Here is an 18667-nt window from a genome sequence, read left to right as displayed (position 1 = left end):
ATGCTGGTTGATATTGCATGATGAACGATAAAGATCTCTCGACGTGGCAGACATTCCGTCGCCTATGGCCGATGATCACACCTTTTAAGGCCGGGCTGATTGCTGCGGCTATTGCACTGGTCGCCAACGCCGCCAGTGATACATTCATGCTGTCTTTGCTGAAGCCGCTGCTTGATGATGGGTTTGGTAAAGCCGACCGCTCAATTTTACTTTGGATGCCGCTGGTCGTTATCGGCCTGATGATTGTGCGTGGGGTCAGCGGATATATTTCAAGTTACTGTATCTCGTGGGTTTCAGGGAAAGTGGTCATGCATATGCGCCGCCGTCTGTTCGGCCATATGATGAGAATGCCTGTCGCTTTCTTTGATCAACAGTCTACCGGTACCTTGCTCTCGCGTATTACTTACGACTCCGAGCAGGTTGCTTCGTCTTCCTCCAGCGCACTGGTGACTGTGGTGCGTGAAGGGGCGTCGATTATCGGCCTGTTCATCATGATGTTCTACTACAGCTGGCAGCTGTCAGTTATCCTGCTGGTGATTGCGCCGATCGTCTCTGTTGTTATCCGCGTGGTGTCAAAACGTTTCCGTAACATCAGTAAATCCATGCAGAACACCATGGGGCAAGTTACGACCAGCGCCGAGCAGATGCTGAAAGGCCACAAAGAAGTGCTTATCTTCGGTGGTCAGAAAGTCGAAACTCAGCGCTTTGATAAAGTCAGTAACCGTATGCGTCAGCAAGGCATGCGTATGGTCTCTGCTTCTTCGATTTCAGATCCTATCATTCAGCTGATTGCTTCTCTGGCTCTGGCGTTCGTGCTCTATGCCGCAAGCTTCCCGTCCGTGATGGAAACGCTGAGTGCCGGTACAATCACCGTGGTGTTCTCATCGATGATCGCCCTGATGCGCCCGCTGAAATCCCTGACTAACGTGAATTCCCAGTTCCAGCGCGGTATGGCTGCCTGTCAGACACTTTTCTCTATTCTGGATATGGAGCAGGAGAAAGACGAAGGTAAACTTGAAGTCAAACGAGCTAAAGGTGACGTTGAATTCAAAAATGTGACCTTTACATACCCTGGACGTGACATTCCTGCACTGCGTGAGATTTCTTTCAGCCTGCCGGAAGGAAAAACCGTGGCACTGGTGGGGCGCTCTGGTTCAGGTAAATCGACCATCGCAAACCTGCTGACACGTTTCTACGATATCCAGGAAGGGCAGATCCTGATGGATGGCCATGATTTACGTGAATACACGTTGTCTTCACTGCGTGATCAGGTGGCGCTGGTCTCCCAGAATGTCCACCTGTTCAACGATACCATCGCCAATAACATCGCCTATGCCCGTACTGACATCTATTCCCGTGAAGAAATCGAAAAAGCGGCGACTATGGCGTATGCCATGGACTTCATCAGCAAGATGGATCAGGGGCTGGATACGGTGATCGGCGAAAATGGTGTGCTGCTTTCCGGCGGTCAACGTCAGCGTATTGCTATTGCCCGCGCCTTGCTGCGTGATTCGCCAATCCTCATCCTCGATGAGGCTACCTCGGCACTGGATACAGAGTCCGAGCGTGCAATTCAGGCCGCTCTTGATGAGTTACAGAAAAACCGTACCTCACTGGTGATTGCGCATCGCTTATCGACCATTGAAAAAGCTGATGAAATTCTGGTGATCGAAGACGGGCGCATTGTTGAACGCGGTTCTCATGCGGTTCTGCTGGAAGAGCGTGGCGTTTACTCACAGCTTTACCGGATGCAGTTTGGCCAATGATTGAGCGCATCTGGTCAGGTCAGTCACCGCTTTACTGGTTACTTCTGCCACTGTCATGGTTGTATGGACTGATAGCCACGATCCTCCGTTACAGCTATAAATCAGGGCTAAAAAAAAGCTGGCGGGCACCTGTGCCCGTTGTGGTGGTCGGTAATTTGACCGCCGGAGGTAACGGTAAAACGCCGGTGGTGATCTGGCTGGTGGAAACGCTGCAACTGCATGGATTTCGCGTTGGTGTTGTGTCACGCGGCTACGGTGGGAAATCACCTCACTATCCGCTGGTGCTGTCTGAAAGCACGACGACAGCGCAGGCGGGTGATGAACCCGTGTTGATTTATCAGCGGACGGGGGCGCCGGTTGCGGTGTCACCGCTGCGTTCTGACGCGGTTAAAGCGTTACTTGCTGAACATGAACTGGATGTGATCATTACCGACGATGGTTTACAGCATTACGCACTTAAGCGGGATGTCGAAATTGTCGTCGTGGATGGTGTGAGACGTTTTGGCAATGGTCACTGGTTGCCGGCAGGCCCAATGCGGGAACGTACATCCCGTCTGCGCTCCGTTGACGCCATCATTACTAACGGTGGCACTGCGGAAACAGGTGAGCTGGCGATGATTTTACAGCCTGGCAAAGCGGTCAATCTGGTGACGGGTGAACAGCGAGATGCATCAGCACTGCGAAATGTGGTGGCAATGGCCGGAATAGGCCATCCGCCACGTTTTTTTGCCACGTTGAAACAATTGGGGCTGACGTTGCAAAAAGAGGTCGCTTTTGCGGACCATAAAGCCTATCAGATTGAGCAACTTTCTGGATTGGCTCAATCGGGTCAAATACTTTTGATGACCGAAAAAGATGCCGTGAAATGTCGTGGTTTTGCGCAGGCTAACTGGTGGTATTTACCCGTTGAAGCAAAAATTCAGGGCAGACTTGCTGAGAAATTACTGCAAAGAATCACCGATCTCATTCTTAAAAAATCGCACTGATTTGCCTTAAACTCGTCTGGAACACCGTTCTTCGGTAAATTTTACATATTTTGTTTAAATTTAAAGAGCATGATTTATAAAGACTATTTATCCATATCTTGAAAAACATAACATTTGTTTCAGCACATCACTTGCTATTGTTTCAGAGGTGTGAGTTAATGCGTGCAGCCTGTGTTGCAGCGCTATTTATGTATGAGTGTAGAGTAAAGCAGTTCCTCCCAGACGTTATCTCTTTCCCGATGATTCCGCTTCCAAGACGAACCTTCTAAGTCCTCCCCATAAGTAATTGTCTGAACTATTGGCCAACATTGCCGAATGGCAGGATTTTATATTTCGTAAAAGGTTTTAAGCATGTCTAAGAAAATGGGTCAGGTTAAGTGGTTCAATGAAAGCAAAGGTTTTGGTTTTATTGAGCAGGCTGATGGCGGTAAAGATGTCTTCGTACATTTCTCTGCAATTGCCACCGATGGTTTCAAAACTCTGGCCGAAGGTCAGCGTGTAGAATATACCATTCAGGATAGCCCGCGCGGTCCTGCTGCTGCTAATGTTATTGCTCTCTGATAAGAGGCTAACATGATGATATGAAACAACGTTATCCGTTATTCATATCAGCAGAGTAAAGCCCGCCGGACGGCGGGTTTTTAATGTCTGCAAAGATACATACGGCGTGATGATAAGTCGTAAAAGTAGTAAAAATAATCGTTAAAACAAATTCGCTCATTAGAGGTTTTTTATAAAAAAATTAACTTAGAAATGGGCAAACGCATCCGAACAATAATAAAAAAGTGTGTTCATGGATGCCCAAAAGAAAGGATAGAAATTATGATGTTAAAAATGGGTTTAGTTAAATGGTACAACCAGGCTAAAGGCTATGGTTTTATTTGCCCGCTCGACGGTTCTTCTGAGATTTATGTTCAGCGTACTTCCATCGCGAATACCAAAAATAAATCCCTGAATGCTGGTCAGCGTGTCGAATTCACTACGTACCGCAGCGTAGCGCACGGCCCTTCAGCGGCTGATGTTATCGCGTTCTGATTCTGAATTTTGTTATTCCCCGTTGAGCTGAATTTTACGCTCCGGTAAAAATATGCTATCGGTATCCACAGTTTATTTGCTGCCATGGATACCGATATGTCTCACCCGGTTATATCTCTCGTTTCAGCCCGCACCCTGCATTTGTCTGCTCAAAACCTTTATAAACCCCGGATCAAAAAACCGTCTGCCGACGATGTTGTGCAGGCAATCCGCACTATGGGATTGTTGCAGATCGACACAATAAGCGTGGTTGCCCGCAGTCCGTATCTGGTGCTGTTCAGCAGGCTTGGCAATTATTCACCGCATTGGCTGGAGGACGCGCTGTCAGCGGGTAAGGTTTTTGAATACTGGGCGCATGAGGCCTGCTTTATCCCCAGCGAAGATTACGGTCTGCTGCGCCATCGCATGTTAAATCCGCAGAAAATGGGATGGAAATTTTCGCAGGCATGGTTCGATGAACACCAGAACGATATTCAGGCGTTACTTGCCCATATTGCTGAGAAGGGTCCTGTTCGATCAGCCGATTTCAGCGCCGAGAAGAAACCGAACAGTGGCTGGTGGGACTGGAAACCGCATAAAAAGCATCTGGAAACCCTGTTCACGTCGGGCCAGCTGATGGTCGCTGAACGGCGTAATTTTCACCGGGTCTATGATCTGGCTGAACGTGTTATGCCCGGCTGGGATGATGCGACCCAGGCGCTGACGCAAGAAGCGGCAGAGTTTCAAATGCTCAGGCGGTCCGCGCAATGTCTCGGTTTATTCAAGGCGGAGTGGCTGGCGGATTATTACCGGCTTAAACGTGTTGATACCCAAAAAGTGATTGCGAATTTGCTGGCAGATGAGGAAATTACGCCCGTTGAAGTTGACGGACTGGAGGGCGTTTTTTATGTGCATCAGCAACAATGGCCTCTGTTACAGCAGGCGCTTGATTCAGGTATTACGTCTACAGTAACGACGCTTTTATCGCCCTTTGACCCTGTGGTATGGGACCGCAAGCGTGCATCGACGTTGTTCAATTTTGAATATCGGATCGAGTGTTACACGCCAGAAGCGAAACGCCAGTATGGCTATTTCAGCTTACCCATTCTGCAACGTGGCGAACTCATTGGCCGCGTAGATGCCAAAATGCATCGCAAGGAAAAAATCCTTGAGGTCAAAAGTTTGCATCTGGAGCCAGGTACAAGAATCACATCCCGACGGGTGCAGGATATCACCGGTGCTGTTAATCGGTTTGCGTTATGGCAGGGGGCTGAACAGGTGAGTGTCCTAAAAATTCCTGATGTGTTAGAGGGTTACTGGAATTCCGGCTGGCAGCTAAGCTAAAAAAAGTAAAACGGCTGCCTCAGGCAGCCGTTGATTCACGATGATAGCAGGTGCCACGCAATGTTAGTTGCTGAAGTTTGCGAACATAGCGATGATTTTGTTAATGGTTTTCATTTTAAAACTCGTATTGAAGGTTATTTATGTGATGTAGCTCACAAAAAATTCTACTCCGGCTCCGCGAGTAACGCAATCATCACAAAGTGAAAATTTTCTCGTTACATTTCGTTCTCTCTCTACCTCTTCCTGGGGATGTGGGTATTAACGCTGATCGGGCGGTTATGCTATTCTCTGGCACCGTCGTATTGTGTTTTCCAATGCATTTTCGCGCTGCGCCACATAGATTATGGGCGTACTCGCCTCCGGGAGAATTTTATGGATCACCGTTTGCTTGAAATCGTTGCCTGCCCTGTGTGCAACGGAAAGTTGTACTTCAATAAAGAGTCACAGGAACTGGTCTGCAAAGCGGACAGCCTTGCGTACCCCGTCCGGGATGGCATTCCTGTATTATTAGAAAATGAGGCCCGCCCACTTTCTGTTGATGAGACGCATCCATGAGTTTTATTGCCATCATTCCTGCCCGATATGGTTCGAGCCGTTTGCCGGGTAAACCTCTGGCAGATATCAACGGTAAACCAATGGTTGTCCATGTCATGGAGCGTGCGTTAGAGTCGGGCGCGAAGAGAGTCATTGTTGCGACCGATCACCCGGAAGTCGTGAAGGCTGTTGAAGATGCCGGGGGTGAAGTGTGTCTGACGCGTGCGGATCATCAGTCCGGGACTGAGCGTCTGGCAGAAGTAATCGAATTGTGTCAGTTCGCCGATGACGAAATTATCGTTAATGTGCAAGGCGATGAACCGTTAATCCCGCCAGTTATTATCCGTCAGGTGGCTGAAAATCTGGCCAACAGCGAAGCGGGAATGTCCACGCTGGCTGTGCCGATTGAAACCGCCGAAGAAGCGTTCAACCCGAATGCGGTGAAGGTTGTGCGCAATGTTCAGGGTTACGCGATGTATTTTTCCAGGGCGGCAATCCCCTGGGAACGTGAGCGCTTTGCGATATCAAAAGAAACTATTGGCGATGTATTCCTTCGCCATATTGGTATCTATGCCTATCGCGCCGGGTTTATCCGCCAGTACGTTAAGTGGGAGCCGAGCGAGTTAGAACACATTGAACTCCTCGAACAACTGCGTGTGCTGTGGTACGGTGAAAAAATCCACGTTGGCGTGGCGAAGGCCATTCCTTCGGTCGGGGTTGATACGCCGGAAGATTTAGAACGCGTGCGCGAAATCTTGAGTCGCTGATGATTCCCAAACGGGATGCCATCGCATTCCGTTTACTCTTTCCTGATTTACATGAAATTCATTTCCTTTTGCGTGATGTCTTCCTCTTTCTCTCCCGACTATCCGGTTTTTGTTTGATCTGAAACGGGGTATTCCTGCATTGAAGCTTCCATCATAACAACCACTCATTTCGTCACTGCGAAAACGTTATGGAACAGCTAAAAGCCGAATTAAGTATTGTGCTGGGCGAGCGTTTATCCCGCCTGGAATGCGTAAGTGAACAGCCTTATGCCCATCTTTTTTCACTTTACGATGAGCAGGGCTACGCCATGCCGCTGATGGCGAAAAGCTTTACCTGTCTGGGCATTGCCGGACAGGAGGCTTACAAGCTCTCGATGCTGGCGCGTGAAGGCGTGGTGCGCGTGCCGACGGTTTACGGCATGGTGACCACACACCAGAAACCTTATCAAGAAATTCTGCTGCTCGAACGCCTCCGGGGCGTTTCGGCAGAAGCGCCTACGCGAACCCCCGAGCGCTGGCAGGTATTGCAGGATCAAATCGTGGAAGCGATGCTGGCCTGGCACCGCATCGACAGCCATGGTTGCGTGGGCTCGGTCGACAGTACGCAGGAGAATCGCTGGGAAAACTGGTATCCGCAACGTGTAGAAGTGTTATGGGCCACGTTGTCGAACTTACAGGCGCCCGAACTCACGCCTGAGGATCGCACGCTGCTGTTCCGCTCGCGCCAGTGTCTGGATGCCATGTTTGAGGATTTTGACGATACGCCGGTGCTGGTTCACGGTAATCTTTCGCTACGCAGCATGCTTAAAGATCCGCGCAGCGACCAGCTATTAGCGATGATCAATCCAGGCACCGTGCTGTGGGCACCGCGTGAGTTTGATATGTTCCGTTTGTGGGAAAAGGGCATGAGTGAACAATTGCTGTTCAGCTATTTGAAGAAAGCGCCCGTTTCGGACACCTTCCTTTCCCGGCGCTGGCTGTATCTGGTCTGGGAATCGGTAGCACACCTGATCCATACCGGTAAGCTCGACCGACGCCAGTTTGATTATGCACGGCAACAACTGCTGCCGTGGCTAAATTAAGTCAGTCTGCCGCAGCCTTGTCTCTGGATAACCATTGCCATGCGCGACCTAACGTTTCATACCAAGCGCGCTCGCTGTGGGAAAAATATAAGGCCTGCGGCAGGGTTCTTTCCCATGGATTAAGCGGAGAGTCGATCGCCAGCTGGTTCGCCGGCGCAGGTATCGGCGACAAACCCTGCTGATGGAAGAAAATCATAGCGCGCGGCAAGTGATTGGCCGAGGTAACCAGCACGAATGGCTGTTGCCCGATCAGCATTTTGACTTGCTGCGATTCCTCATGGGTATCCTTCGGCTTATCCAGTAATAAGATATCGCTTTCAGGCACGCCTAAACTTTCTGCCACTTTTCCGGCAACCGCCGCGCTGCTGACTGGATTTGTCATCGCGGCGCCGCCGGTAAAGATCAATTTTGCCCCCGGATTGGCGCGGTAAATTCGGATCCCTTCTGCTACGCGTGGCAGGCTGTTGCTGATTAAATTCGAACTTGGTGCCCAGTCAGGATTGAAGGTATAGCCGCCGCCCAGCACCACGACATATTTCACCGGCGGATGCGCCTGTGGCTGATACGTCGGATATTCTGATTCTATCGGGCGCAGAAGACTGTCAGCGACAGGTTGCAGGCTCAGCAGCAGTAACAGCAGCCAACTCAGCGAAAAACATACTTTTCCTGTTTTCTGCCAGCGAGTCATCCACAGCAACACCAGCGCAAAGGCCATGATCAGCAAAATAAACGGCAAGGGAAGCAGCAGGCCGCCCACGGTCTTTTTAAGGATAAACAACATCAGAAACCGGTCCTTTTGAGTGAAAAAACGACATCCGGGCGTGATTCCGCTTCAGGATGATTTATTCTACGTCCGCCTGTGCCAAAATAGCAGCCACATAGCTGTACTATGAATTATTCAGCAGGTATGTTTCCAGCAAAATGCTCAACCGTGAACAGGTAACACTTCATGCAGGATCGTAATTTTGACGATATGGCCGAAAAATTTTCGCGCAATATCTACGGCACAACGAAAGGACGTATCCGTCAGGCTGTGCTGGGTCAGGATCTGCAGGAGTTGATGAAAAGTTTGCCTCAGCGGCCGCTGCGCATTTTAGATGCGGGTGGCGGTGAAGGACAAATGGCCTGTGAACTGGCCGCTTTAGGACATCAGGTCTTGTTGTGCGATCTTTCAGGTGAGATGATCCGTCGCGCTCAGGCAGCAGCGATTGAAAAAGGTGTGAGCGGTAACATGCAATTTGTACAATGCCCCGCTCAGCACATCGCAGAGCATTTGGAACAGCCGGTTGATCTGATATTGTTCCATGCGGTCATCGAGTGGTTAGCCGAACCGCAGGAGGCGCTGGCTGCGCTGGTCGATTGTCTTGCACCGGGTGGCGCATTATCCCTGATGTTTTACAATATCCACGGTCTGGTCATGCGGCATATGATCCTCGGCAACTTCGGTCATGTTGAAGCCGGCGTGCCAAAAATCAAAAAGAGCTCATTGTTACCCGATCATCCGCTTGAGCCTGCGCAGGTCTATCTGTGGCTTGAACAGCTTGAGATGCAGATAAGCGGTAAGACCGGTGTTAGAGTGTTCCACGATTATTTGCGAAACAGACAACAACATAAACAGGATTTTGACGAGCTTCTGGCGCTGGAACAGCGTTATTGCCGCCAGGAACCTTTTGTTAGTTTGGGACGTTACATCCACGTGATGGCGCACAAACCCATTCTGAAGGACGAATTATGAGTGAATTTTCCCAGACTGTACCCGAACTGGTCGCCTGGGCACGGAAAAATGATTTCTCAATTTCGCTGCCAACGGAGCGGCTGGCTTTTCTTCTGGCGATTGCCACATTAAACAGCGAGCGCCTTGATGGGGAAATGAGTGAGGGTGAACTGGTCGATGCATTTCGTCACGTCAGCAAAGGTTTTGAGCAGACCAACGAGACCGTCACCGTACGTGCCAATAACGCCATCAATGACATGGTGCGTCAGCGTTTGCTCAACCGTTTTGTCAGTGAGCTGGCAGACGGCAACGCCATTTATCGCCTGACTCCTTTGGCGATCGGCATTTCAGATTATTATATCCGTCAGCGCGAATTCTCCACGCTGCGTCTCTCTATGCAGCTTTCGATTGTTGCGCAGGAACTCAAGCGTGCGGCGGACGCTGCTGACGAAGGCGGCGATGATTTCCACTGGCATCGCAATGTTTACGCACCGCTCAAATACTCTGTCGCGGAAATCTTCGACAGCATCGATATGACCCAGCGCATCATGGATGAACAGCAGCAGGGCGTGAAAGACGATATCGCCGGTCTGCTCAACAAAGACTGGCGCGCGGCGATCTCCAGCTGTGAACTTCTTCTGTCAGAAACATCCGGTACGCTGCGTGAGTTGCAGGATACGCTGGAAGCGGCGGGTGATCTGTTGCAGGCGCATCTGATGCGCATTCAGGATGCCACGATGATCGACATGGATCTGAGTTTTGTCGACAAGCTGGTCTTCGATTTGCAGAACAAACTTGACCGTATCACCAGCTGGGGCCAGCAGGCGATTGACCTTTGGATCGGTTATGACCGTCACGTGCATAAATTTATCCGTACTGCGATCGACATGGATAAAAATCGCGTGTTCGCTCAGCGCCTGCGCCAGTCGGTGCAGAATTATTTCGATCAGCCATGGACGCTGACCTTTGCCAATGCGGATCGTCTGCTGGATATGCGTGACGAAGAACTGGCGCTGCGCAGCGAAGAAGTGACCGGCGAACTTCCGCCTGATCTCGAATTTGAAGAATTTAATGAAATCCGCGAACAACTTGCGGCATTGATTGAACAGGCATTACAAGTTTACCAACAACAGAAAACGCCGCTCAATCTGGGCATGGTGATGCGCGAATACCTCATACAGTATCCGCGTGCCCGACACTTTGATGTCGCGCGAATTGTGGTCGACCAGGCTGTGCGCCTTGGTGTGGCTGAAGCAGATTTTTCAGGGTTGCACGCCGAATGGCAGGCAATCAATGATTACGGAGCCAAGGTGCAGGCCCATGTCATCGACAAATATTGAACACATAATGCCAGCTAAGCTGGCGCAGGCACTGGCGAACTCAGTGTTTCCTGCTCTCGACAGCCAGTTACGTTCTGGCCGCCACATCGGCATTGATGAACTGGATAACCATGCCTTCCTGATGGACTATCAGGAAGAAATGGAACTCTTTTACAGCCGCTATCACGTGGAATTGATCCGGGCACCGGAAGGTTTCTTCTATTTGCGTCCGCGCTCCACGACGCTTATTTCACGTTCGGTCTTATCTGAGCTGGACATGATGGTCGGGAAAATTCTCTGCTATCTGTATCTCAGTCCCGAGCGTCTGGCGCACGAAGGTATTTTCACCCAGCAGGAGCTCTATGACGAATTGCTGAGCCTGGCCGATGAAAACAAGCTGCTGAAATACGTTAACCAGCGCTCAACCGGCTCGGATTTAGACCGTCAGAAGTTGCAGGATAAAGTCAGGACTTCCCTAAACCGTCTGCGCCGCCTGGGCATGGTGTTTTTCATGGGGGCCGACAGTACCAAATTCCGCATTACCGAAGCGGTATTCCGATTCGGTGCCGATGTCCGCAGCGGAGATGACGCCCGCGAAGCCCAGTTGCGGATGATCCGTGACGGTGAAGCAATGCCCGTCGACAGTGCGTTGTCATTAAATGACGAACCCGAAGAAGGTGAAGCGCTGACCGGACAGCAAGCACGCGAGAGCGCAGAGGATGAACAGGAATGATTGAACGCGGTAAATTTCGCTCACTGACGCTGGTTAACTGGAACGGCTTTTTTGCCCGCACCTTTGACCTCGATTCACTGGTCACCACGCTTTCAGGGGGCAATGGTGCGGGTAAGTCCACCACCATGGCCGCCTTCGTCACGGCGCTGATCCCGGATTTAACGTTGCTGCATTTCCGTAACACCACGGAAGCGGGGGCGACCTCGGGTTCGCGCGATAAAGGTCTGCACGGTAAATTGCGTGCGGGCGTCTGTTACTCGGTGCTGGACGTCGTGAACTCACGCCATCAGCGCGTCGTGGTCGGCGTTCGTCTGCAACAAATCGCCGGGCGCGATCGCAAAGTGGACATTAAACCTTTTACGATTCAGGGCCTGCCGGTCGCGGTGAATCCGACCGAAATGCTGACCGAAACCGTCGGTGAACGTCAGGCGCGCGTACTGTCTTTGCAGGAATTGAAAGACCGCGTCGAAGCGATGGAAGGTGTGCAGTTTAAGCAGTTCAACTCCATCACGGATTACCACGCGCTGATGTTCGATCTGGGCGTCATTCCGCGTCGCTTACGTTCGGCGTCTGACCGCAGCAAGTTCTATCGTCTGATCGAAGCCTCGCTGTACGGCGGGATTTCCAGCGCCATCACCCGTTCCCTGCGCGACTATCTGTTGCCGGAAAACAGTGGTGTGCGTAAAGCTTTCCAGGATATGGAAGCTGCGCTGCGTGAAAACCGCATGACGCTCGAAGCGATCCGCGTTACGCAATCCGACCGTGATTTGTTTAAGCATCTGATTTCTGAAGCTACCTCCTACGTGGCTGCCGACTACATGCGTCATGCCAACGAGCGCCGTAAACATTTAGATGGCGCATTGGTGTTGCGTAACGAGTTGCTGTCGAGCCGTAAACAGCTGTCCAGTGAACAATATCGCCACGTTGAAATGGCGCGTGAACTGGCTGAGCAAAGCGGTTCACAAAGCGATCTGGAAACCGATTATCAGGCCGCCAGCGACCATCTGAGTCTGGTTCAGACCGCCATGCGTCAGCAGGAAAAAATCGAGCGTTACGAAAGTGACCTCGAAGAGCTGACTTATCGTCTGGAAGAGCAGAACGAAGTGGTTGCAGAGGCCAGTGAGCTGCACGCCGAGCACGAGGCTCGTGCCGAAGCGGCTGAGCTGGAAGTGGATGAACTGAAAAGCCAGCTGGCGGATTACCAGCAGGCGCTGGATGTTCAACAAACCCGTGCGATTCAGTATCAGCAGGCGTTACAGGCAATTGAACGCGCCCGTGAGCTGTGCCAGATCCCCGATCTGACCACGCAGAACAGCGAAGAGTGGCTGGAAACCTTCCAGAGCAAGGAACAGGAAGCGACAGATATCCTGCTGATGCTCGAGCAAAAAATGAGTGTGGCATCAGCCGCGCACAGTCAGTTCGAAACGGCTTATCAGCTGGTGGTGAAAATCGCCGGTGAAGTCAGTCGCAGCGATGCCTGGAAAACCGCGCGTGAGTTACTGCGTGAGTGGCCTTCGCAAGTGCATCAGGCAGAACGCGTTGAACCGCTGCGGATGCGACTGGCCGAACTGGAAGGGCGTCTGCGTGAGCAACAGGACGCTGAGCGTCAGTTGCAGGAATTTTGTAAACGAACCGGACAGGACGTCCAGCCGGAAGATCTGGACGAAATGCAGCGCGAGCTGGAAGTACAGATCGAAGAATTGCAGATCGTGGTATCGCAGGCCAGCGAGCGTCGCATGGAAATGCGTCAGGAATTAGAGCAGGCTCAGGCGCGTATCCGCGAACTGACTGCCCGCGCGCCGGTCTGGCTGGCAGCTCAGGAAGCCCTGAGCCAGTTAAGCGAGCAGAGTAAAGAGCCGCTGGAAAACAGCCAGCAGGTGACCGAGTACATGCAGCAGTTGCTGGAAAGCGAACGCGATACCACCGTTGAACGTGACGAAGTGGCTGCGCGTAAACGTCGCATTGAAGGGCAGATTACCCGCCTCAGCCAGCCGAGTGGTGCAGAAGATTCCCGCATGATCGCGCTGGCAGAGCGTTTTGGTGGCGTGCTGCTGTCAGAGATTTATGATGACGTGACCATTGACGATGCGCCTTACTTCTCCGCGCTCTACGGTCCGTCGCGCCACGCGATTGTGGTACCCGATTTATCGCTGATCCGCGACCAGTTAGACGGTCTGGACGATTGTCCGGAAGATTTGTATCTGATTGAAGGGGATCCACAATCCTTCGATGATAATGTTTTCGAAGTCGATGAAATGCAGGGCGCGGTACTGGTAAAAACCGGCGATCGTCAGTGGCGTTATTCCCATTTTCCGCAGGTGCCGCTGTTTGGCCGTGCGGCACGTGAGAACCGTCTGGAAACGTTGCATAAAGAGCGCGAAAGCCTGTCCGAGCGTTATGCCACGTTGTCGTTTGACGTGCAGAAAATTCAGCGTGCGCATCAGGCTTTCAGCCGCTTTATCGGCAGCCATCTGGCCGTTGCTTTTGATGCCGATCCGGAAGCGGACATTCGTACTTTGAGCGGCCGTCGCGGTGAGCTTGAACGTGCACTGAACGCGCATGAAGGCCAGAATCAGCAGCAGCGTCAGCAGTTTGAGCAGGCGAAAGAGGCCGTCGGCATGCTCAACAAATTGCAGCCGCGGGTTGGCCTGCTGTGTGATGAAACGCTGATTGACCGTGTGGAAGAAATCCGCGATGAAATGGAAGAGGCGCAGGACGCCGCCCGTTTCATTCAGCAACACGGCATTTCTCTGAACAAGCTGGAACCGCTGGTATCGGTGCTGCAAAGCGATCCGGAACAGCACGAACAGCTGAAGGAAGATTACGCGCAGGCACAGCATGCGCAGCGTCTGGCGAAACAACAGGCCTTTGCATTGACCGAAGTGGTTCAGCGCCGCACGCATTTCAGCTACACCGACTCTGCCGGCATGTTAAATGAAAACGCTGACCTCAACGACAAACTGCGTCAGCGTCTTGAACATGCGGAAGCGGAACGTACCCGCGCGCGTGAGCAAATGCGTCAGCATCAGGCACAGTTCACGCAATACAGTCAGGTTCTGGCCTCGCTGAAGAGCTCGTTCGATGCCAAGCGCGACATGCTTAAAGAGCTGGGTCAGGAATTGCAGGATATCGGCGTTCAGGCCGATCCGAATGCCGAAGCGCGCGCCAAAACCCGTCGCGATGAACTGCATGTTGCACTGAGCACCAACCGTGCGCGCTGCAATCAACTCGAAAAACAGATCACCTTCTGCGAAGCCGAAATGGATAACCTGCAGAAGAAACTCCGTAAGCTGGAACGTGATTATCATCAGAGCCGCGAGCAGGTCGTGACATCGAAAGCAGGCTGGTGTGCGGTGATGCGTCTGGTGAAGGACAACGGCGTTGAGCGCCGCCTGCACCGTCGTGAGCTGGCGTACATGGATGGCGACGAACTGCGCTCTATGTCGGATAAATCACTGGGTGCGCTGCGTCTGGCGGTATCGGATAACGAGCACCTGCGCGACGTGCTGCGCCTGTCCGAAGATCCGAAACGTCCGGAACGCAAAATTCAGTTTTATATTGCCGTGTATCAGCATCTGCGTGAGCGCATCCGTCAGGACATTATCCGTACCGATGATCCGGTGGAAGCCATCGAACAGATGGAAATTGAACTGGGGCGCCTGACGGAAGAACTTACCGCCCGTGAGCAACAACTGGCGATAAGCTCTAAGAGCGTGGCGAACATCATCCGTAAAACGATTCAGCGCGAGCAAAATCGTATTCGCCAGCTGAACCAGGGCCTGCAGGCCGTGGCATTCGGCCAGGTGAAAAGCGTTCGTCTGAACGTTAACGTGCGCGAAGCTCATGCTGGTTTGCTGGATGTGCTTTCCGAACAGCAGGAACAGCATCAGGATCTGTTCAGCAGCAACCGTCTGACCTTCTCCGAAGCGCTGGCGAAGTTGTATCAGCGCCTCAATCCGCAAATCGACATGGGTCAGCGTACGCCGCAAACCATTGGTGAAGAGCTGCTGGACTATCGCAACTATCTTGAGATGGAAGTGGAAGTTAACAGAGGATCCGACGGCTGGCTGCGTGCAGAGAGTGGCGCACTGTCGACGGGCGAGGCTATCGGTACCGGTATGTCGATTCTGGTTATGGTTGTTCAAAGCTGGGAAGACGAATCGAGCCGCATGCGCGGCAAAGACATTTCACCGTGTCGCCTGTTGTTCCTGGATGAAGCGGCGCGTCTGGATGCCAAATCCATCGCCACGCTGTTCGAACTATGCGACCGTCTGGAAATGCAGCTGATCATCGCCGCACCTGAAAACATTAGCCCGGAAAAAGGCACGACCTACAAACTGGTACGTAAGATGTTTGGTAACAATGAACATGTACACGTCGTAGGCCTGCGTGGTTTTGCGCCACCTGAATTACCGGTGCTGGCCAATACGGAAGCTGATATTTCCTGATCCCTTTTACAGACAACATTTTCTGTGGAACTTCAAAAGCCCTGGCAAAAATGCCGGGGCTTTTTTACACGTATTTATTCACTTAACTTATGTTTTATTGCGATTATCCGTTAGTTACTTATATCTGCTGAGACATTTCCAACGCACCGGTTGAAATGTAATCGACTGGCTGAAAACAGTGCGGAAACTGTTTAATGAAAGCTTTATTTCCCCTGGTCGCTGGCTTAGAGTCTTTAGGTCAGACGAGGGCTCTATTTCATTGAGTTTCTACGCAAAAAATGAATTTTCTTTATATACTTAATCACAGAGTCGCTGGAATATTTCGGGGATGAAATTGAGCAATTTACCGGGAGGCAAGGGAAGATGTTGATGAATCAAAGGTCTCTCAAGTTTTTAGTGGCCAGCTGCCTGCTGGCAAGCGGCCTGTCGCCGTGGTTTGCTGCCTGGGCGACTGTACCGACTATGCCGGTGCGCACCGCCACGCTCTCCAGCGTTCAGAGCATGAGCCAGCTACAAGCTGAACTCTTACCGCGAGGCATTCGTCCGCTGTATTTGTCTTCCCTCTCATCACTGTATGCATCGAACCACATGCAGCCCATGTGGAAGGACAGGGAAACCGTCCAGATATTTCAGCAGCAGCTCGCAGAACTGGCTATTTCCGGTATTCAGCCGCAGTTTACACAATGGGTTAGATGGCTGACAGATCCCGAAGTCACTGGCATGGCACGCGACGTCGTGCTGTCTGATGCGATGCTGGGCTATTTGCAGTTCACCAGCAGCGTAGAGGCCAAAGGCGATACCTGGCTTTACAGCAATGTTCCGTACAAAATGACCACACCACCGCTGACCGTCATTAACCAGTGGCAGCTCGCTGTGCGTCAGGGCACGACGGCACAGTATTTGTCGACGCTGACACCGCAACATCCTTATTATGCAAAAATGCACGATGCGCTGAAAACCATGCTGGAGGATAACCGCCCGTGGCCGGTGATAACGGGCGCAACCAGCCTGCGTCCGGATCAGATTAGTGACGACATTCCTGCACTGCGTGAAATTCTCAGCCGCACCGGCATGATGGTCGCACCGCCAGACGAGGCCAAAGCGCCGAAGCCGACGGATGAAACCATCGCACCCAACGTGCCTGGCAGCGCGGCAAATGACGATCTTTCCGTTGATGAAAGCGCTGACAAAGCGCAAGCATCCACGCCAGCGGTGAGCCCGTCGGCAACTTCCGTGCAAGATGTTCTGCCAACGGTGCAGTCAGTTGAAAGCCCGGCTCCCGCAGCACCTGTTGTGGTATCTAACAATCAGTACACGCCGGATCTGGTCGAGGCGGTTAAGCGTTTTCAGAAATGGCAGGGACTTGAAGCGGATGGCATTATCGGTGCCCGTACGCGTCAGTGGCTAAATTCATCTCCGCAGCTGCGTGCCACTTTGCTGGCGCTGAACATTCAACGGTTGCGTATTCTGCCGGGCAATGTAAACACGGGTATCATGGTAAACATTCCGAATTACCAGCTGACATATTATCTCAACGGTAATGAAGTGTTGTCATCGCGGGTGATTGTTGGCCGTCCAAGCCGTAAAACGCCGCTGATGAGCAGTGCATTAAACAACGTGGTGGTGAACCCGCCGTGGAACGTGCCGACGACCTTAGTGCGTGAAGATATCGTGCCGAAAGCCCGCAACAACCCGACGTACTTCCAGCAGCACGGTTATCAGGTGTTATCCGGCTGGAGTAATGATGCAGAAGTGATCGATCCGACGATGATTGACTGGGCGATGGTGTCACCGAGCCATTTCCCATATCGCATCCGACAGGCACCGGGCGCGAGCAATTCCCTTGGTCGATACAAATTCAACATGCCAAGTTCTGATGCTATCTACCTGCACGACACGCCGAATCACAATCTTTTCAGTAAAGATATTCGTGCGTTAAGTTCAGGATGTGTGCGAGTCAATAAAGCCTCTGAACTGGCCAATATGTTGTTGCAGGACGCGGGCTGGAATGACACGCGTATTTCCTCTGCATTGCAGGGCGGTAATACAACTTACGTCTCAATTCGTCATCGCATACCGGTAAAACTGTTTTATCTGACAGCGTGGGTAGCGGAAGATGGTAAGCCGCAATTCCGTACAGATATTTACAATTATGATTCTACTGTGAGATCCGGCGCACAAATCTTGCCTCAGGCAGAAAAATTACTGCAATAAATGCAGTAAAACTAGTCTGATAAAGGTCAGAGTATTTGGCCATTGAACGAGCGTGAGCCACTGGCACGCTCGTTTTGCATATTTGGGTCCCTTGACTCGCCCAATTTAGGAAGTTAAGGTTCGAGGCGGTGCTGGCATTGCACCTTTTTGACACTCTTACCGGATAGTAAACTGTTCATGAATGAAATCGACAAACATCGCCGTAAATGGCTGGCATTAGGCAGTGCCGCTATGGGGATTGCATTGCTTCCGAGTCGTGCGTTCGCCACTCTTTCCACTCCTCGTCCACGTATTCTGGTCGTTAATAATCTAAATACTGGCGAAACCCTCAAAACTGAGTTTTTTGATGGAAAGCGTTACAACAAGGATGAATTGGCCCGGTTGAATCATTTGTTCAGGGACTATCGGGCAGAAAAGGTGAAGTCCATCGACCCGGCTTTGTTCGATCATCTCTATCGCTTACAGGTCATGCTCGGAGGAACGAATAAACCCGTGCAGTTGATTTCTGGCTACCGCTCGCTGGCGACGAATAACAGCATGCGTGAACCAGGAAGTGGTGTGGCGAAGCACAGCTACCACACGCTGGGTCAGGCGATGGATTTCCACATTCAGGGCATCGAACTGAGCAATATCCGCAAAGCAGCATTAAAAATGCGGATGGGTGGTGTAGGATATTATCCACGAAGTAACTTTGTGCACATCGATACCGGCCCTGCACGGACCTGGTGATGTGTGTCATTAGTGGC

The 18667-nt window shown here is 51.7% G+C and carries 15 protein-coding genes; 14 read left to right on the top strand and 1 reads right to left on the bottom strand.

Annotated features, from left to right (window positions below; all coding sequences use genetic code 11):
- Nucleotides 1-17 precede the first annotated feature (17 nt).
- The 8 genes from msbA to I2123_RS16450 all read left to right on the top strand — a co-directional run bounded on the left by msbA (nucleotide 18) and on the right by I2123_RS16450 (nucleotide 7493).
- Nucleotides 18-1766, top strand: coding sequence for a lipid A ABC transporter ATP-binding protein/permease MsbA (msbA, locus tag I2123_RS16485; protein ID WP_112166356.1), 1749 nt, complete (start codon nucleotides 18-20; stop codon nucleotides 1764-1766).
- The gene (gene lpxK / locus I2123_RS16480; protein ID WP_213051038.1) at nucleotides 1763-2752 is read left to right on the top strand and encodes a tetraacyldisaccharide 4'-kinase; all 990 of its coding nucleotides are present in this window, start codon (nucleotides 1763-1765) and stop codon (nucleotides 2750-2752) included. Before msbA ends, lpxK begins: the two co-directional genes overlap by 4 nt.
- Before the next feature lie 351 nt (nucleotides 2753-3103).
- Nucleotides 3104-3313, top strand: a complete 210-nt coding sequence (cspE, locus tag I2123_RS16475; RefSeq protein ID WP_104921457.1) for a transcription antiterminator/RNA stability regulator CspE — start codon at nucleotides 3104-3106, stop codon at nucleotides 3311-3313.
- A 261-nt stretch (nucleotides 3314-3574) separates the two neighbouring features.
- Nucleotides 3575-3787 carry a cold-shock protein gene (locus I2123_RS16470; protein ID WP_112166352.1) on the top strand — a complete coding sequence of 71 codons (213 nt, stop codon included), beginning with the start codon at nucleotides 3575-3577 and terminating at the stop codon, nucleotides 3785-3787.
- A 96-nt stretch (nucleotides 3788-3883) separates the two neighbouring features.
- Nucleotides 3884-5110, top strand: a complete 1227-nt coding sequence (locus I2123_RS16465) for a winged helix-turn-helix domain-containing protein (RefSeq protein WP_213051037.1) — start codon at nucleotides 3884-3886, stop codon at nucleotides 5108-5110.
- 372 nt (nucleotides 5111-5482) lie between these two features.
- Nucleotides 5483-5665: a Trm112 family protein gene (locus I2123_RS16460; RefSeq protein WP_056771818.1), complete on the top strand. Its 183-nt coding sequence runs from the start codon at nucleotides 5483-5485 to the stop codon at nucleotides 5663-5665.
- A complete protein-coding gene (kdsB, locus tag I2123_RS16455) occupies nucleotides 5662-6411 on the top strand; it encodes a 3-deoxy-manno-octulosonate cytidylyltransferase (protein WP_213051036.1) in 750 nt (249 codons plus the stop codon). Before I2123_RS16460 ends, kdsB begins: the two co-directional genes overlap by 4 nt.
- A gap of 188 nt (nucleotides 6412-6599) precedes the next feature.
- Nucleotides 6600-7493, top strand: coding sequence for a YcbJ family phosphotransferase (locus I2123_RS16450; protein WP_112166346.1), 894 nt, complete (start codon nucleotides 6600-6602; stop codon nucleotides 7491-7493).
- A 1-nt stretch (nucleotide 7494) separates the two neighbouring features.
- On the opposite strand, the gene elyC is transcribed toward I2123_RS16450, so the two are convergent.
- Nucleotides 7495-8274, bottom strand: a complete 780-nt coding sequence (gene elyC / locus I2123_RS16445; protein ID WP_112166344.1) for an envelope biogenesis factor ElyC — start codon at nucleotides 8272-8274, stop codon at nucleotides 7495-7497.
- A 168-nt stretch (nucleotides 8275-8442) separates the two neighbouring features.
- Here elyC and cmoM point away from each other — a divergent pair, with 168 nt between their 5' ends.
- The 6 genes from cmoM (at nucleotide 8443) to mepK (ending at nucleotide 18650) form a co-directional block, all read left to right on the top strand.
- Complete coding sequence (gene cmoM, locus I2123_RS16440; RefSeq protein ID WP_112166342.1) at nucleotides 8443-9228, top strand: tRNA uridine 5-oxyacetic acid(34) methyltransferase CmoM; 786 nt, start codon at nucleotides 8443-8445, stop codon at nucleotides 9226-9228.
- Nucleotides 9225-10547, top strand: a complete 1323-nt coding sequence (gene mukF, locus I2123_RS16435; protein ID WP_213051035.1) for a chromosome partition protein MukF — start codon at nucleotides 9225-9227, stop codon at nucleotides 10545-10547. Before cmoM ends, mukF begins: the two co-directional genes overlap by 4 nt.
- Complete coding sequence (mukE, locus tag I2123_RS16430) at nucleotides 10528-11259, top strand: chromosome partition protein MukE (protein ID WP_213051034.1); 732 nt, start codon at nucleotides 10528-10530, stop codon at nucleotides 11257-11259. Before mukF ends, mukE begins: the two co-directional genes overlap by 20 nt.
- Nucleotides 11256-15707, top strand: coding sequence for a chromosome partition protein MukB (gene mukB / locus I2123_RS16425; protein WP_213051033.1), 4452 nt, complete (start codon nucleotides 11256-11258; stop codon nucleotides 15705-15707). Before mukE ends, mukB begins: the two co-directional genes overlap by 4 nt.
- Before the next feature lie 363 nt (nucleotides 15708-16070).
- Nucleotides 16071-17921 carry a L,D-transpeptidase gene (gene ldtD / locus I2123_RS16420; protein WP_213051032.1) on the top strand — a complete coding sequence of 617 codons (1851 nt, stop codon included), beginning with the start codon at nucleotides 16071-16073 and terminating at the stop codon, nucleotides 17919-17921.
- A 177-nt stretch (nucleotides 17922-18098) separates the two neighbouring features.
- A complete protein-coding gene (gene mepK / locus I2123_RS16415) occupies nucleotides 18099-18650 on the top strand; it encodes a peptidoglycan L,D-endopeptidase MepK (RefSeq protein ID WP_056769288.1) in 552 nt (183 codons plus the stop codon).
- Nucleotides 18651-18667: the final 17 nt, after the last annotated feature.

Source organism: Rahnella inusitata, assembly GCF_018288855.1.
Lineage (GTDB): Bacteria > Pseudomonadota > Gammaproteobacteria > Enterobacterales > Enterobacteriaceae > Rahnella > Rahnella inusitata.
Note: the sequence above shows the minus strand (reverse complement) of the source record. Positions and strands in the feature narration are given on the sequence as shown.

Coding starts and splice junctions, on each gene's coding strand:
- msbA (WP_112166356.1), top strand. CDS start 18: ATGATGAACGATAAAGATCTCTCGACGTGGCAGACATTCCGTCGCCTA.
- lpxK (WP_213051038.1), top strand. CDS start 1,763: ATGATTGAGCGCATCTGGTCAGGTCAGTCACCGCTTTACTGGTTACTT.
- cspE (WP_104921457.1), top strand. CDS start 3,104: ATGTCTAAGAAAATGGGTCAGGTTAAGTGGTTCAATGAAAGCAAAGGT.
- I2123_RS16470 (WP_112166352.1), top strand. CDS start 3,575: ATGATGTTAAAAATGGGTTTAGTTAAATGGTACAACCAGGCTAAAGGC.
- I2123_RS16465 (WP_213051037.1), top strand. CDS start 3,884: ATGTCTCACCCGGTTATATCTCTCGTTTCAGCCCGCACCCTGCATTTG.
- I2123_RS16460 (WP_056771818.1), top strand. CDS start 5,483: ATGGATCACCGTTTGCTTGAAATCGTTGCCTGCCCTGTGTGCAACGGA.
- kdsB (WP_213051036.1), top strand. CDS start 5,662: ATGAGTTTTATTGCCATCATTCCTGCCCGATATGGTTCGAGCCGTTTG.
- I2123_RS16450 (WP_112166346.1), top strand. CDS start 6,600: ATGGAACAGCTAAAAGCCGAATTAAGTATTGTGCTGGGCGAGCGTTTA.
- elyC (WP_112166344.1), bottom strand. CDS start 8,274: ATGTTGTTTATCCTTAAAAAGACCGTGGGCGGCCTGCTGCTTCCCTTG.
- cmoM (WP_112166342.1), top strand. CDS start 8,443: ATGCAGGATCGTAATTTTGACGATATGGCCGAAAAATTTTCGCGCAAT.
- mukF (WP_213051035.1), top strand. CDS start 9,225: ATGAGTGAATTTTCCCAGACTGTACCCGAACTGGTCGCCTGGGCACGG.
- mukE (WP_213051034.1), top strand. CDS start 10,528: ATGTCATCGACAAATATTGAACACATAATGCCAGCTAAGCTGGCGCAG.
- mukB (WP_213051033.1), top strand. CDS start 11,256: ATGATTGAACGCGGTAAATTTCGCTCACTGACGCTGGTTAACTGGAAC.
- ldtD (WP_213051032.1), top strand. CDS start 16,071: ATGTTGATGAATCAAAGGTCTCTCAAGTTTTTAGTGGCCAGCTGCCTG.
- mepK (WP_056769288.1), top strand. CDS start 18,099: ATGAATGAAATCGACAAACATCGCCGTAAATGGCTGGCATTAGGCAGT.